The 12,632-nt window shown below is 72.3% G+C and carries 14 protein-coding genes; 10 read left to right on the top strand and 4 right to left on the bottom strand.

Annotated features, from left to right (window positions below; translation table 11 throughout):
- Positions 1 to 334: 334 nt before the first annotated feature.
- Both F8274_RS31845 and F8274_RS31195 read left to right on the top strand, forming a co-directional pair.
- Entirely contained in the window at positions 335 to 898 is a 564-nt protein-coding gene (locus F8274_RS31845; RefSeq protein WP_225853700.1) for a hypothetical protein, read from the top strand.
- Positions 889 to 1,323, top strand: a complete 435-nt coding sequence (locus F8274_RS31195) for a hypothetical protein (protein ID WP_255474566.1) — start codon at positions 889 to 891, stop codon at positions 1,321 to 1,323. The genes F8274_RS31845 and F8274_RS31195 overlap by 10 nt, the downstream gene beginning before the upstream one ends.
- Before the next feature lie 30 nt (positions 1,324 to 1,353).
- Here the strand turns inward: F8274_RS31195 and F8274_RS09865 are convergent, their stop codons facing one another.
- Together F8274_RS09865 and F8274_RS09860 are read right to left on the bottom strand one after the other, a co-directional pair.
- A complete protein-coding gene (locus tag F8274_RS09865; protein WP_151461981.1) occupies positions 1,354 to 1,743 on the bottom strand; it encodes a hypothetical protein in 390 nt (129 codons plus the stop codon).
- A gap of 40 nt (positions 1,744 to 1,783) precedes the next feature.
- The gene (locus F8274_RS09860; protein ID WP_151461980.1) at positions 1,784 to 2,446 is read right to left on the bottom strand and encodes a hypothetical protein; all 663 of its coding nucleotides are present in this window, start codon (positions 2,444 to 2,446) and stop codon (positions 1,784 to 1,786) included.
- Here F8274_RS09860 and F8274_RS09855 point away from each other — a divergent pair.
- Positions 2,445 to 2,639, top strand: a complete 195-nt coding sequence (locus tag F8274_RS09855) for a hypothetical protein (RefSeq protein WP_192579771.1) — start codon at positions 2,445 to 2,447, stop codon at positions 2,637 to 2,639. The genes F8274_RS09860 and F8274_RS09855 overlap by 2 nt on opposite strands.
- Positions 2,640 to 2,651: 12 nt before the next feature.
- On the opposite strand, the gene F8274_RS09850 is transcribed toward F8274_RS09855, so the two are convergent.
- The gene (locus F8274_RS09850) at positions 2,652 to 3,020 is read right to left on the bottom strand and encodes an ArsC/Spx/MgsR family protein (protein WP_151461979.1); all 369 of its coding nucleotides are present in this window, start codon (positions 3,018 to 3,020) and stop codon (positions 2,652 to 2,654) included.
- Between the two features lie 532 nt (positions 3,021 to 3,552).
- On the opposite strand from F8274_RS09850, the gene F8274_RS09845 reads away from it, so the two are divergent.
- Entirely contained in the window at positions 3,553 to 4,206 is a 654-nt protein-coding gene (locus tag F8274_RS09845; RefSeq protein WP_151461978.1) for a C39 family peptidase, read from the top strand.
- 79 nt (positions 4,207 to 4,285) lie between these two features.
- Here F8274_RS09845 and recQ read toward each other — a convergent pair whose 3' ends face one another.
- A complete protein-coding gene (recQ, locus tag F8274_RS09840; protein ID WP_151461977.1) occupies positions 4,286 to 6,127 on the bottom strand; it encodes a DNA helicase RecQ in 1,842 nt (613 codons plus the stop codon).
- A 292-nt stretch (positions 6,128 to 6,419) separates the two neighbouring features.
- Between recQ and rapZ the strand changes: the two genes are divergently transcribed.
- From rapZ to tpiA, 6 genes are all read left to right on the top strand, one after another.
- Entirely contained in the window at positions 6,420 to 7,328 is a 909-nt protein-coding gene (gene rapZ / locus F8274_RS09835) for an RNase adapter RapZ (RefSeq protein WP_151461987.1), read from the top strand.
- Positions 7,325 to 8,302, top strand: coding sequence for a uridine diphosphate-N-acetylglucosamine-binding protein YvcK (gene yvcK / locus F8274_RS09830; RefSeq protein ID WP_151461976.1), 978 nt, complete (start codon positions 7,325 to 7,327; stop codon positions 8,300 to 8,302). The genes rapZ and yvcK overlap by 4 nt, the downstream gene beginning before the upstream one ends.
- A 56-nt stretch (positions 8,303 to 8,358) precedes the next feature.
- Positions 8,359 to 9,339, top strand: coding sequence for a DNA-binding protein WhiA (whiA, locus tag F8274_RS09825; protein WP_151461975.1), 981 nt, complete (start codon positions 8,359 to 8,361; stop codon positions 9,337 to 9,339).
- Between the two features lie 263 nt (positions 9,340 to 9,602).
- Positions 9,603 to 10,607, top strand: coding sequence for a type I glyceraldehyde-3-phosphate dehydrogenase (gap, locus tag F8274_RS09820; protein WP_107075683.1), 1,005 nt, complete (start codon positions 9,603 to 9,605; stop codon positions 10,605 to 10,607).
- Positions 10,604 to 11,803, top strand: a complete 1,200-nt coding sequence (pgk, locus tag F8274_RS09815; RefSeq protein WP_151461974.1) for a phosphoglycerate kinase — start codon at positions 10,604 to 10,606, stop codon at positions 11,801 to 11,803. The genes gap and pgk overlap by 4 nt, the downstream gene beginning before the upstream one ends.
- Positions 11,804 to 12,595, top strand: a complete 792-nt coding sequence (gene tpiA / locus F8274_RS09810; RefSeq protein WP_151461973.1) for a triose-phosphate isomerase — start codon at positions 11,804 to 11,806, stop codon at positions 12,593 to 12,595. It begins immediately after the preceding gene.
- Positions 12,596 to 12,632: the final 37 nt, after the last annotated feature.

Genomic DNA, 12,632 nt, shown 5'->3' with positions numbered 1-12,632 from the left:
GCGGGTACGGCGGCCGGTCGGCCGTGCCGCCGTCACAGGTGTCCTCATAGGGCGGGCGCGGCAACGGTGACCGGTGGTCCTGCGACACGTGGCAGCTCCTGGCTGACGGGAATGAGCCCGGCCGATGATTTCACTGAGTGCACGCGTTATCAACTGTCCGCAGGCATTTCGGCGCCCGGTCCACTGACTGATCAGTCAGTCGGCGGTGGCGTCCACCGTGGTCGGATGCGGCCAATATGGACAATTGGTGGCCACGTTGGTAACGCTTGCCCGCTCTCCGTGACTCATGGTCCACTCTGTGCGCTGTCCACCGGGACGACGAGGGAGCGCCGTGTTGCCAGCCGACCCAGGCCGTGACGGTTCCGTCGCGCGTCCCGAGGAGCTCCTCGCGGAACTCACCGCGGTCGGATCGGCCGCGGTCGCCGGGCGGCGGACGCACGTCGGCTTCCCGGTCGCCACCGACATCGACTACAGCCCGCTGGCGCCCCTGTTCGGCTCCCTCCTCAACAACATCGGCGACCCGTGGACCGACCCGGACGGCGCGAACCACACGAAGCGGTACGAGCGGGAGGTGCTCGACTGGTTCGGCGACCTGTTCCGGGCCCCGGCCGGCGACCGCTGGGGCTACCTCACCTCCGGCGGCACCGAGGGCAACCTCTACGGCCTCTACCTGGCCCGGGCCCGGCTTCCCGAGGCGCTGGTCTACCACTCCGCCGACGCCCACTACTCGCTGCCCAAGTGCGTCGACATCCTCGGCCTGGATTTCGGTGGTGGTCCGGTGTCCCGCTGGCGCTGGCCGCCGGGCGGCCCACGCTGCGGCTGGACGCGAGCGTCGACAGCATCTCCGTCTCCGGCTACAAGTTCCTCGGCACCCCGGTGCCGTGCGGGGTGGTGCTGACCCGCCGCACCCTCCAACAGCAGCTCGCCCCGTACGCCAACTACACCGGCACGGTGGACACCACGATCAGCGGCTCCCGCAGCGGCCACTCCGCGCTGCTGCTCTGGTACGCGATCCGCAGCCTCGGCCACGACGGCCTGCGGCAGCGCGCCGAGCGGGCCCGGGAGCTGGCCGCGTACGCGGTGGCGCGGCTCAACGAGGTGGGCTGGCCGGCCTGGCGGCACGAGCACGCCTTCACGGTCGTCTTCCCCACCCCGCCCCCGGCCGTGACGGCGAAGTGGGTGCTGGCCAGCAGCGCCGGCCGCAGTCACCTGATCTGCATGCCCGGCGTCACCCGGGAGGCCGTCGACGACTTCGTGTCCGACGTGGCGGCCGGCGGCCCACGGCTCGACGCGGTGCCCCGCCACCCGGAGCTGGTCCGCTGAGCCGTCCGCGCGTCGAGCTGGCCGCCGCGTTCAGGCGGTGCGGATGACGGTGCAGATGGCCGGGCCGTCGTCGGTGGCCCGCAGCAGGTAGCGGTAGCGCTCGCCGGGCACCGACCGGCCCTGGCTGTCCAGGAACTCCCAGCGCACCGCCACCTCGCTGAGCAGCGCGGAGACCTGCTGCACGTCCTCGATCAGCGCGTGGGCGGCGACCAGTTCCCGCTCCTGGTAGTCGGGGGCGGCGCCGACGAAGCTGAGCGCCACGGCGGCCGGCGAGGCGAACGAGAAGCTGTACGTGTCGGCGACCACCAGCCCCGGCAGCGCGTAGCAGCCGGCGATGGCGGGCACGTCGGCGGTGGTCAGCGCCACGCCGTACCGGTCGAAGAAGTCGGCGAGCGTGTCGAGGTCCGTGGAAGCCGTCACGCCCGTCTCCATTGCCGGACGGCGGACCCGGCAAACCTGGTCAGCGGGGTGGGATGCGTACCTCGATCTCCGCCCCGAGCTGGGCGCCGCCCGCGAGGTCGAGGTCGTCGCCGCTCCAGAACCGCCCCGGGTCGTACCAGTTGGGCCGGCGCCCCGCGGGCAGCAACCCCATCGCCTCGTAGGTCACGGCCACCACCTCCGCGCAGTACGCGGTCTCCAGCGCCCGGTCGCGGACCGGCACACCGCCACCGTCGGCCCTGGAGGGTCGGCCGGGACGCAGGTTCGGCACCCGGCCGCGCGCCCAGCGCCAGGCGAGCTGCGCCGTGGACGGGAACGGTGTGCCGTCGAGGCGGGCCACGGTGCGCAGCACCGCCTCCTCCATCGTGGTGTCCGCCGGCGGTTCGAGCTGGCGCAGCCAGGCCCGCTGGCCGTACCGGTTGGCCCACACGCAGACCGCGTCCCGCAGGTCGTGCAGCTGCACACCGCGCTGGTGGGTGCCGGTCCACAGGTCCGGCAGCGAGCGGCCCAACTCGGCGTGCCACATCAGCGGCGGCATGTCGTCCAGCACCACGGCCATGCCCACGTGGTTGACTGGGCTGTTCGTAGTGAGCTGGATGGCGCGGTCCGGCACGCTGCGCCCGCGGAAGACCCACAGGTCGCCGGTGCGGGTCAGCTCCACCGCCTCGTCCAGGCTGATGCTCATGGAGGATCACCCTATGCCGAAGCGGCAACGGATGCGGTGGTGGAAGCTGCTCGGCCTGGCCGGCCTCGCCGGCGTGGCGGCGACCGGTGTGGTCGTGGCCCGGGCGGAACGGCGGCGCCGGGCGTACACCCCGGAGGAGATCCGGGACCGGCTGCGCGAGCGGCACGCGAAGGCCGGCGACCGGCCCTCCTGACCCACCGCCGGCTCACCGGTCGCTGCGGCGCACCGCCTCGTCCAGGGCCTCCGGGGTACGACCGACCAGCGCGCTGCCGTCGTCCAGCAGCAGGATCGGGCGCTGGATCAGCTCTGGGTGCGCGACCATCGCGGCGACCCAGCGCGGCTCCGTGGCGTCGTCGCGGGGCCAGTCCGCCATGCCCAGCGCGGTCGCGGCCGGCTCGCCGGTGCGGCAGATGTCCCACGCCCGGGCGTCCAGCCGGCGCAGCACCTCGGTCAACTCCTCCGTGCTCGGCGGCTCCGCCAGGTACGCCCGCAGCCGGTAGGGCACCCGCGCCTCGTCCAGGGACGCACGGGCGGTGGCGCACTTCGAGCAGGACGGGTTGTTCCAGATCTCCATGCCCGACATGGTGGCACGCCCCCACCCGCGTTGATCAAGAAGTTTGCGTCGGGATTGGGCCGGACCGCGACGCAAACCTCTTGATCGACCCCGCTGGGAAGTCTCCAAGATCGGCGGCGGTGACTTGCGCGGCCTGGGGTATGTGTCTGTTTTGCGCCCGACGGTTGCGTCGGGTGTCCGTTTCGGCCGGTTGTTGCGGGTGGTCGGCGCCACCGTCGGGGCGGAATCATGGCGGGTGCGGGGTCGTTGTACATGGCAGACCGCGGAGCAGCCCGCTCCCGAGCGAGCCAGCCCCGGCCGGAATGACCGGCCCCGCCGGTCGTTACATCCCCCGGACCGTGCACCACTGGTCCGCGCCGGCCAGTCAGGGAATGCCTCCCCGCCGCCGGTGGTTACATCCCCGGACCGCCCGAGCAGGTCACCTGCTGATCGCCGGGCATCCCGAAGACTTTCCCCCCTTTCAGCGGCACTCTTTGCGCACCCCCCTGCGCGTGTGCTGTGCACCCCCGAACGGAAAGGCGTTGATCTCATCATGCGTACCAACACCATGCTGCGGAACACCGTTCTGACCGCTGCCGGCTTCGCCGCCACCACCGTGGGTATCGCCGGTCCCGCGATCGCCGCCCAGGCCACCCCCGCCGAGAAGACCGCCCAGGTCGCCACCGACCGCAAGGGCCACGGCGAGCGGGAACTCGACGTCCGCTACGAGGCGCAGCCCAACTTCTACTACTGCGGCCCCGCCGCCGCCCGCAACGCCATCAGCGTGCTCGGCAAGAACATCGACGTCGACGCCATGGCCAAGGAGATGGGCACCACCGAGAACGGCACCAACAGCATCAACGACATCACCCCGGTGCTGAACAAGGAAACCGGCAAGACCTACCACTCCGTCGAAATCAAGGACGGCAAGGCCGACGACAAGCAGACCGACACCCTGCGCGCCGACATCGTGCGCACCGTCGACGACGGCCGCGCCGTGGTCGCCAACATCGCCGGCACCGCCACCGACACCGACGGCAACACCCACTCCTTCGAAGGCGGCCACTACATCAGCGTCGTGGGCTACCGCGACGGCGGGAAGACCGTGACCATCGCGGACTCGGCCGACCCGAACATGGCCTCCTACCGGATGAGCGTGGACAACCTCGCCGACTGGATCGCCACCCGCGGCTACAGCGCCTCCTGACCGGCTATCCGCTGACAGGAGCGAGCACGAAGGGCCGGCCCCCACAAGGGGCCGGCCCTTCGTCGTGTCTCCAGACCGCTCAGGACTCCGCGAGTACGGCGAGGATCCCCTCGCCGTACTTGGCCAGTTTGTTGTCGCCGACGCCGCTGATGCGGGACAGCTCGGCCAGCGAGGTGGGCGCCTCGGTGGCGATCTGCCGCAGCGTGGCGTCGTGGAAGATGACGTACGCCGGGACGCCCTGTTCCTTGGCGGTGGCCGCCCGCCAGGCGCGGAGCCGCTCGAACACCGGGACGGCGGCCGGGGCCAGGTCGGCCACCACGGTGGCCGCGCCCCGGGGCTTGGCGGACCGGCCGGACGCCGGGCGCTCCGGCTCCCGCCGCATGGTGACCGTGCGCCGGCGGCCGAGCACCTCGGCGCTCGCCTCGGTGAGGGCCAGCGTGCCGTAGTCGCCCTCGACGGCGAGCAGGCCCTCGGCAAGGAGTTGCCGCACCACGCCCCGCCACTCGGCATCGCGCAGGTCGGTGCCGATGCCGAAGGTGCTCAGCGAGTCGTGGCCGTGTTGGTCGATCTTGTCGGTGCGCTTGCCGAGCAGGATGTCCACGCAGTGCCCGGCGCCGAAGCGCTGGTTGCGTTCGCGATCGAGCCGGTAGACGGTGGAGAGCAGCTTCTGGGCGGCGACCGTGCCGTCCCAGGACTCCGGCGGCTCCAGGCAGGTGTCGCAGTTGCCGCAGTTGGCCGTGCCGCCCTCGCCGAAGTATTCGAGGAGTTGTGCCCGGCGGCAGCGGACCGTCTCGCAGAGCGCCAGCATGGCGTCGAGGTGGGTGGCGAGGTTGCGCCGGTGGGCCAGGTCGCCCTCCGACGTCTCGATCATCTTGCGCTGCTGCACCACGTCCTGGAGCCCGTACGCGAGCCAGGCCGTCGACGGCAGCCCGTCGCGCCCGGCGCGGCCGGTCTCCTGGTAGTAGCCCTCCACCGACTTGGGCAGGTCGAGGTGGGCGACGAAGCGGACGTCGGGCTTGTCGATCCCCATGCCGAAGGCGATGGTGGCGACCATGACGAGGCCGTCCTCGCGCAGGAAGCGCTGCTGGTTGGCCGCTCTGGTCGCCGCGTCGAGCCCGGCGTGGTAGGGCAGCGCCGCGATGCCGTTGGCGACCAGGAACTCGGCGGTCTTGTCGACGGAGGCGCGGGACAGGCAGTAGACGATGCCGGCGTCACCGGGGTGCTCGTCGCGCAGCAGGGCGAGCAGCTGCTTGCGCGGCTCCCGCTTGGGCACGATCCGGTACTGGATGTTGGGCCGGTCGAAGCTGGCCACGAAGTGCCGGGCGTCGGTGAGCTTGAGCCGGGTGGCGATCTCCGCGCGGGTGGCCTGGGTGGCGGTGGCGGTCAGCGCGATCCGTGGCACTCCCGGCCAGCGCTCGTGCAGCATCGACAGGTTGAGGTAGTCGGGGCGGAAGTCGTGCCCCCACTGCGAGACGCAGTGCGCCTCGTCGATCGCGAAGAGCGCGATCCGCCCGCGCTCCAGCAAGGCGACGGTGGCGCGCGTCGCCAGCGCCTCCGGGGCGAGGTAGAGCAGGTCGAGCTCGCCGGCGAGGAACGCCGCCTCGACCCGCCGCCGCTCGGCGAGATCCTGGGTCGAGTTGAGGAACCCGGCCCGGACGCCGACCGCGGTGAGCGCGTCGACCTGGTCCTGCATGAGCGCGATGAGCGGCGAGACGACCACCGCCACGCCGTCGCGGATCAGCGCCGGGATCTGGTAGCAGAGCGACTTGCCGCCCCCGGTCGGCATGAGCACCAGCGCGTCGCCGCCGGCCACCACGTGCTCGACGACCTCGTGCTGGAAGCCGCGGAAGGCGTCGTAGCCGAACACCCGGCGCAGCACCCGCAGCGCGTCCTCGGTCCGCTCATCGGTGGGGGAGACCATCCGCGCAGTCTACGATCGCCCGCCGACACCACCCCGCCCCGAACGGCCGTGTGGCGGCAACCGGGCCTCCGGACGGCGGCAACCGGGCCTCCGGACAGCGGCAGCCCGGACCCGGTGAAAGCGGCAGCCGGAGCTCGACAAAACGGACAAGGGCCTGTTCCGGTCGTCACCCCGTGGAATCCCGGGCGGGGTCGCAGCCGTTAGAGTCGCTGACTGACCATGCGCGGCCAACCGGCCGCGGCGCCACGGCTGGGGGTAGCGGGTGAGCGAGGCGCGGACGGCGGGGGACCTGGTGCCGACCAACGCGGAGACAGCTCTCGGGCGGCCGGCGCCGGCGGAGGCGGACACCACCCTGGTGGTGGTGACCGGCCTGTCCGGCGGTGGCCGCAGCACGGTGGCCCGCGCGTTGGAGAACGTCGGCTACTACGTGGTGGACAACCTGCCCCAGGCCCTGATGCTGGACATGGCCGAGCTGGCCTTCAAGGCCGGCGGCGCGGCCCGGCGTACGGCGATGGTGCTGGACGTCCGCTCGCGCGCCTTCTCGACGGACCTGGCCGGGGCGATCCGGGAGCTGCGTGAGCGCGGTTTCCAGCCCCGGGTGGTCTTCGTCGACGCCGACGACGAGGTGCTGATCCGCCGGTTCGAGAGCGTGCGGCGCTCGCACCCGTTGCAGGGTGACGGGCGGCTGGCCGACGGGATCGCCGTCGAGCGGGCGCTGCTGGAGGAGGCCCGGGACCAGGCCGACGTGATCATCGACACGAGCCACCTGAACGTGAACCAGCTCCGCCGCCGGGTCGAGGAGCTGTTCGGCGGTGAGGACTCCCGCCGGCTGCGGATCACCGTGCTGTCCTTCGGCTTCAAGTACGGCCTGCCGCCGGACGCCGACTTCGTGATGGACGCCCGGTTCCTGCCGAACCCCTACTGGGTGCCGGAGCTGCGCGAGCACACCGGGCGCGAGGAGGCGGTCAGCGCGTACGTGCTGGGTCAGGAGGGCGCGGACGCGTTCGTGGCCGGGTACGCGGACCTGGTCAACGCCACCACCGCCGGTTTCGAGCGGGAGGGCAAGCGCTACCTGACCGTGGCCGTGGGCTGCACCGGTGGCAAGCACCGCAGCGTGGCGATCGCCGAGGAGCTGGCCGCCCGGCTGCGCCGCTCCGGCATCGCGGCCAACCCCCAGCACCGGGACCTGGGGCGCGAATGACGCCGACCAGGGTGGTCGCCTTCGGCGGCGGGCACGGGCTGTCGGCGTCGCTGCGGGCGCTGCGGCACTGCGTACCCGGACTGGATCTGGACATCACCGCGGTGGTGACGGTCGGCGACGACGGTGGCTCCAGCGGGCGGCTGCGCGCGGAGCGCGGCGGCCTCCCGCCGGGCGACCTGCGGCAGGCGCTCGTGGCCCTGGCCGGGGACCACCCGGCCACGCGGCGCAGTGCGGCGCTGTTCCAGCACCGCTTCGCCGCCGCGGGGGGCGGGCCCGGCGGCGCCGATTCGCTCGCCGGCCACGCGGTCGGCAACCTGCTGCTGCATGGACTGACCGAGCTGCTCGGTGACCCGGTGGTGGCGCTCGACCACGCGGGCGCGATGCTCGGCGCGGTCGGCCGGGTGCTGCCGATGTCCCGGCAGCCGGTCGGCATCGAGGCCCGGGTGCGCGGCGCCGACCCGGACCGCCCGGACGAGGTCCGCACGGTGCGCGGGCAGCACCAGGTGGCGGTCACCTCCGGCACGGTCGAGTCGTTGCGGCTCACGCCGGCCGCGCCGGCCGCGTGCGCCGAGGCGGTCACCGCGGTACGCGCCGCCGACTGGCTGATCTTCGGGCCGGGCAGCTGGTACACCAGTGTGCTGCCGCATCTTCTGGTGCCCGGCCTGGCCGACGCGATCGTCTCCAGCCCGGCCCGTCGGCTGGTCACCCTCAACCTGGTGGCGGAGAAGGAGACACTCGGTCTCTCCCTTCCCGACCATCTGGACACCCTCCGGCGCTATCTGCCCGAGTTGAAGGTGGACATGGTGCTGGCCGACTCCAAGGCGGTGGGTGATCCCGTGGCGGTCGAACGTGCGGCAGAATCGCTGGGTGCCCGGCTGGTCCTCGCTCCCGTCGCCGTCACCGACGGCACGCCCCGTCATGATCCGGCTGCCCTGGGCGCCGCGTTGGTGCCTGTCCTGGGCGCCGATCGTTAGACACGTACGTAATCACCGGCGACACGCCGGAACCCGGTCCTGAGGGGGCGCGCAACATGGCGATGACGGCGGCGGTCAAGGACGAGCTGAGTCGGGTCGACGTGCCCAAGCCCTGCTGTCGGCGGGCGGAGATGGCAGCCCTGCTCCGGTTCGCCGGCGGGCTGCACATCGTGTCGGGTCGCGTCGTGGTCGAGGCGGAGCTGGACACCGGCGCGGTGGCCCGGCGGCTCCGCCGGGAGATCGCCGAGGTCTACGGCTACCCGAGTGAGATCCACGTGCTCGCCTCCGGCGGGCTGCGCAAGGGCAGCCACTTCATCGTGCGGGTGGTGAAGGACGGCGAGGCGCTCGCCCGGCAGACCGGCCTGCTGGACGTCCGGGGCCGCCCGGTGCGGGGCCTGCCCCCGCACGTGGTGGCCGCCAACGTCTGCTGCGCGGTCTCCGCCTGGCGGGGCGCGTTCATGGCGCACGGCTCGCTCACCGAACCGGGCCGGTCCAGCGCCCTGGAGATCACCTGCCCCGGCCCGGAGTCCGCGCTCGCCCTGGTCGGCGCGGCCCGCCGGATCGGCATCACCGCCAAGAACCGCGAGGTGCGCGGGGTGGACCGGGTGGTGGTCAAGGACGGCGACGCGATCGCCGCGCTGCTCACCCGGATCGGCGCTCACTCCAGCGTGCTGGCCTGGGAGGAGCGGCGGGTGCGCCGGGAGGTGCGGGCGACCGCCAACCGACTGGCCAACTTCGACGACGCCAACCTGCGCCGCTCGGCCCGCGCCGCGGTGGCCGCCGCCGCCCGGGTCACCCGCGCGCTGGAGATCCTCGCCGAAGACGCCCCCAACCACCTGACCTCGGCCGGCCGGCTGCGGCTGGAGCACCGGCAGGCCTCCCTGGAGGAGCTGGGCGCGCTGGCCGAGCCGCCGCTGACCAAGGACGCGATCGCCGGCCGGATCCGCCGGCTGCTCGCGCTCGCCGACAAGCGGGCGCGCGACCTGGGCATCCCGGATACCGAAGCGGCCGTCACGCCCGACATGCTCGTGGTCTGATAGGACCGGTGGGGCGTCGGGCTGCGAGGGGATCACCACCCGCCGCAGCGCGGCGGCGCGCGCTCGGATAAGGTCGCTGCGTACGGCAAGGGGGCCGGCAAAGGCATCCCTCGCCGTGCTCACCGCCTCGGGCGGTCTGGTCTCCTGGGACCGCGGCGGGGTGGCCGAGATGAACCGTCAACGGCCGGCTCCACCGGTCGGCGAACACTCTCCGCCGGCCGGGTTCTGACGCCGGCGGACCAGAACGCGAGGAGATGGGACCTGTGACCATCCGGGTTGGCATCAACGGCTTCGGCCGGATCGGCCGCAACTTCTTCCGGGCAGTGCTGGCGTCCGGCGCTGACATCGAGGTCGTGGCGGTCAACGACCTGACCGACAACGCGACGCTCGCCCACCTTGTCAAGTACGACAGCATCCTGGGTCGCCTCCCGCACGAGGTGAAGGCCACCGCCGACGAGATCACCGTGGGTGGCAAGACCATCAAGGCGTACGCCGAGAAGGACCCGGCCAAGCTGCCGTGGGGCGAGGTCGGCGCCGACGTCGTCATCGAGTCCACCGGTTTCTTCACCGACGCCACCAAGGCGAAGGCGCACGTCGACGGCGGGGCCAAGAAGGTCATCATCTCCGCCCCGGCGAAGAACGAGGACGTCACCGTGGTCATGGGCGTCAACCAGGACCAGTACGACCCGGCCAAGCACACGATCATCTCGAACGCCTCCTGCACCACCAACTGCCTCGCCCCGATGGCCAAGGTGCTGCACGACACGTTCGGCATCCAGCAGGGTCTGATGACGACCATCCACGCGTACACGCAGGACCAGAACCTGCAGGACGCGCCGCACAAGGACCTGCGCCGCGCCCGGGCCGCCGCCCTGAACATCGTGCCGACCTCGACGGGCGCCGCGAAGGCGATCGGCCTGGTCCTGCCGGACCTCAAGGGCAAGCTGGACGGCTACGCGCTGCGCGTGCCGATCCCGACCGGCTCCACCACCGACCTGACCGTCACGGTCGGCCGGGAGACCACGGTGGACGAGGTCAACGCCGCGCTGAAGGCCGCCGCGGACGGCCCGCTCAAGGGCATCCTGGTCTACAACGAGGACCCGATCGTCTCCTCGGACATCGTCACCGACCCGGCGTCCTGCATCTTCGACGCGCCGCTGACCAAGGTGATCGGCAACCAGGTCAAGGTCGTCGGCTGGTACGACAACGAGTGGGGCTACTCGAACCGCCTCGTCGACCTGGTCAAGCTGGTGGGTAGCTCGCTGTGAGCATCCGCAACCTCGACGACCTGCTCGGCGAGGGGGTGTCGGGTCGGCGCGTGCTGGTGCGCGCCGACCTGAACGTCCCGCTCGACAAGCAGAGCGGTGACATCACGGACGACGGCCGCATCCGGGCCGTGCTGCCGACCCTGAGCGCGCTGGTCCAGGCCGGCGCCAAGGTGGTCGTCTGCTCGCACCTGGGCCGCCCGAAGGGCGCGCCGGATCCGCAGTTCAGCCTCCGCCCGGTCGCCGGGCGGCTCGGCGAGCTGCTCGGCGCGCCGGTGCGCTTCGCCGAGGACACCGTCGGCGACTCGGCCCGCGCCTGCGTGGAGGGCCTGGCCGACGGCCAGGTCGCCCTGCTGGAGAACCTGCGCTTCAACAAGGGTGAGACCAGCAAGGACGACGCCGAGCGGGGCGCCTTCGCCGACCAGCTCGCCGCCTTCGGCGACGCGTACGTGGACGACGCCTTCGGGGCCGTGCACCGCAAGCACGCCAGCGTCTACGACGTGCCGGCCCGGCTGCCGCACGTCGCGGGCCGTCTCGTGCTGCGTGAGGTGGAGGTGCTCAGCAAGCTCACCGGCGCCCCGGAGCGGCCGTACGTGGTGGTGCTGGGCGGCTCCAAGGTCTCCGACAAGCTGGCCGTGATCGAGGCGCTGCTGCCCACGGTCGACCGGCTGCTCATCGGCGGCGGGATGTGCTTCACCTTCCTCAAGGCCCGGGGCCACGAGGTGGGCACCTCGCTGCTGGAGAAGGAGATGGTCGAGACCTGCCGCAACCTGCTGGAGCGGTCCGGCGGCAAGATCATGCTCCCGGTCGACGTGGTGGCCGCGGACGCGTTCGCGCCCGACGCCGCGCACGACACCGTGCCTGCCGACGGCATCCCGAGCCACCGGCTGGGGCTGGACATCGGCCCCGAGACGGTGGCCGGCTTCGCCGCCGCGCTGTCCCAGGCGAAGACGATCTTCTGGAACGGCCCGATGGGCGTGTTCGAGATGGCGGCGTTCGCGAACGGCACCCGGGGCGTCGCCGAGGCGATCACCAAGACCGACGCGTTCAGCGTGGTCGGCGGCGGCGACTCGGCCGCGGCGGTGCGGGCGCTCGGCCTGGACGAGTCCTCGTTCGGGCACATCTCCACCGGCGGTGGCGCCTCCCTGGAATTCCTCGAGGGCAAGACCCTCCCCGGCATCGCGGCCCTGGAGAACTGAATGGCGAGCACCCCCCGCCGGCCGCTGATGGCCGGCAACTGGAAGATGAACCTGAACCACCTCGAGGCCAACCTGCTGGTGCAGAAGCTGGCCGCGAGCCTCACCGAGAAGCAGCTCACCGAGGTCGAGACGGTGGTCCTGCCGCCCTTCACCGACCTGCGCACCGTGCAGACCGCGGTGGACGGCGACAAGCTGCTGATCGGCTACGGCGCGCAGGACCTGTCGCCGTTCCAGTCGGGCGCGTACACGGGGGACATCTCCGGGGCGATGCTCGCCAAGCTGGGTTGCACCTACGTGGTGGTCGGCCACTCCGAGCGGCGGCAGTACCACCACGAGGACGACGCGCTGGTCAACGCCAAGGTGGCCGCCGCGCTGGCGAACGGGCTCATCCCGATCCTGTGCATCGGCGAGGGGCTGGAGATCCGCGAGCAGCTCCGGCACGTGCCGCACTGCTGCGACCAGCTCGACGGCGCGCTCCGGGGGCTCACCCCGGAGCAGGTCACCAAGGTCGTCGTGGCGTACGAGCCGGTCTGGGCGATCGGCACCGGCAAGACGGCGACCCCGGAGGACGCCCAGGAGGTCTGCGGCGAGGTGCGCAAGCGCCTGGTGGAGACCTTCGGCCAGGACACCGCGGACCAGGTCCGGATCCTCTACGGCGGGTCGGTGAAGTCGTCGAACGTGGCGGCGACCATGGCCCAGCCGGACGTGGACGGGGCCCTGGTCGGGGGCGCCAGCCTGGACGCCGAGGAATTCGCGCAGATCTGCCGGTTCCCGGAGCACATCGCCCGCTGATCGCTCGCTATCCTTGACGCTGCCCGCCCACCGGCCG

The organism is Micromonospora sp. AMSO31t (assembly GCF_008868175.1).
Lineage (GTDB): Bacteria > Actinomycetota > Actinomycetes > Mycobacteriales > Micromonosporaceae > Micromonospora.
The sequence above is the reverse complement of the archived record's forward strand: the minus strand, read 5'-3'. Positions and strand labels throughout refer to the sequence as shown.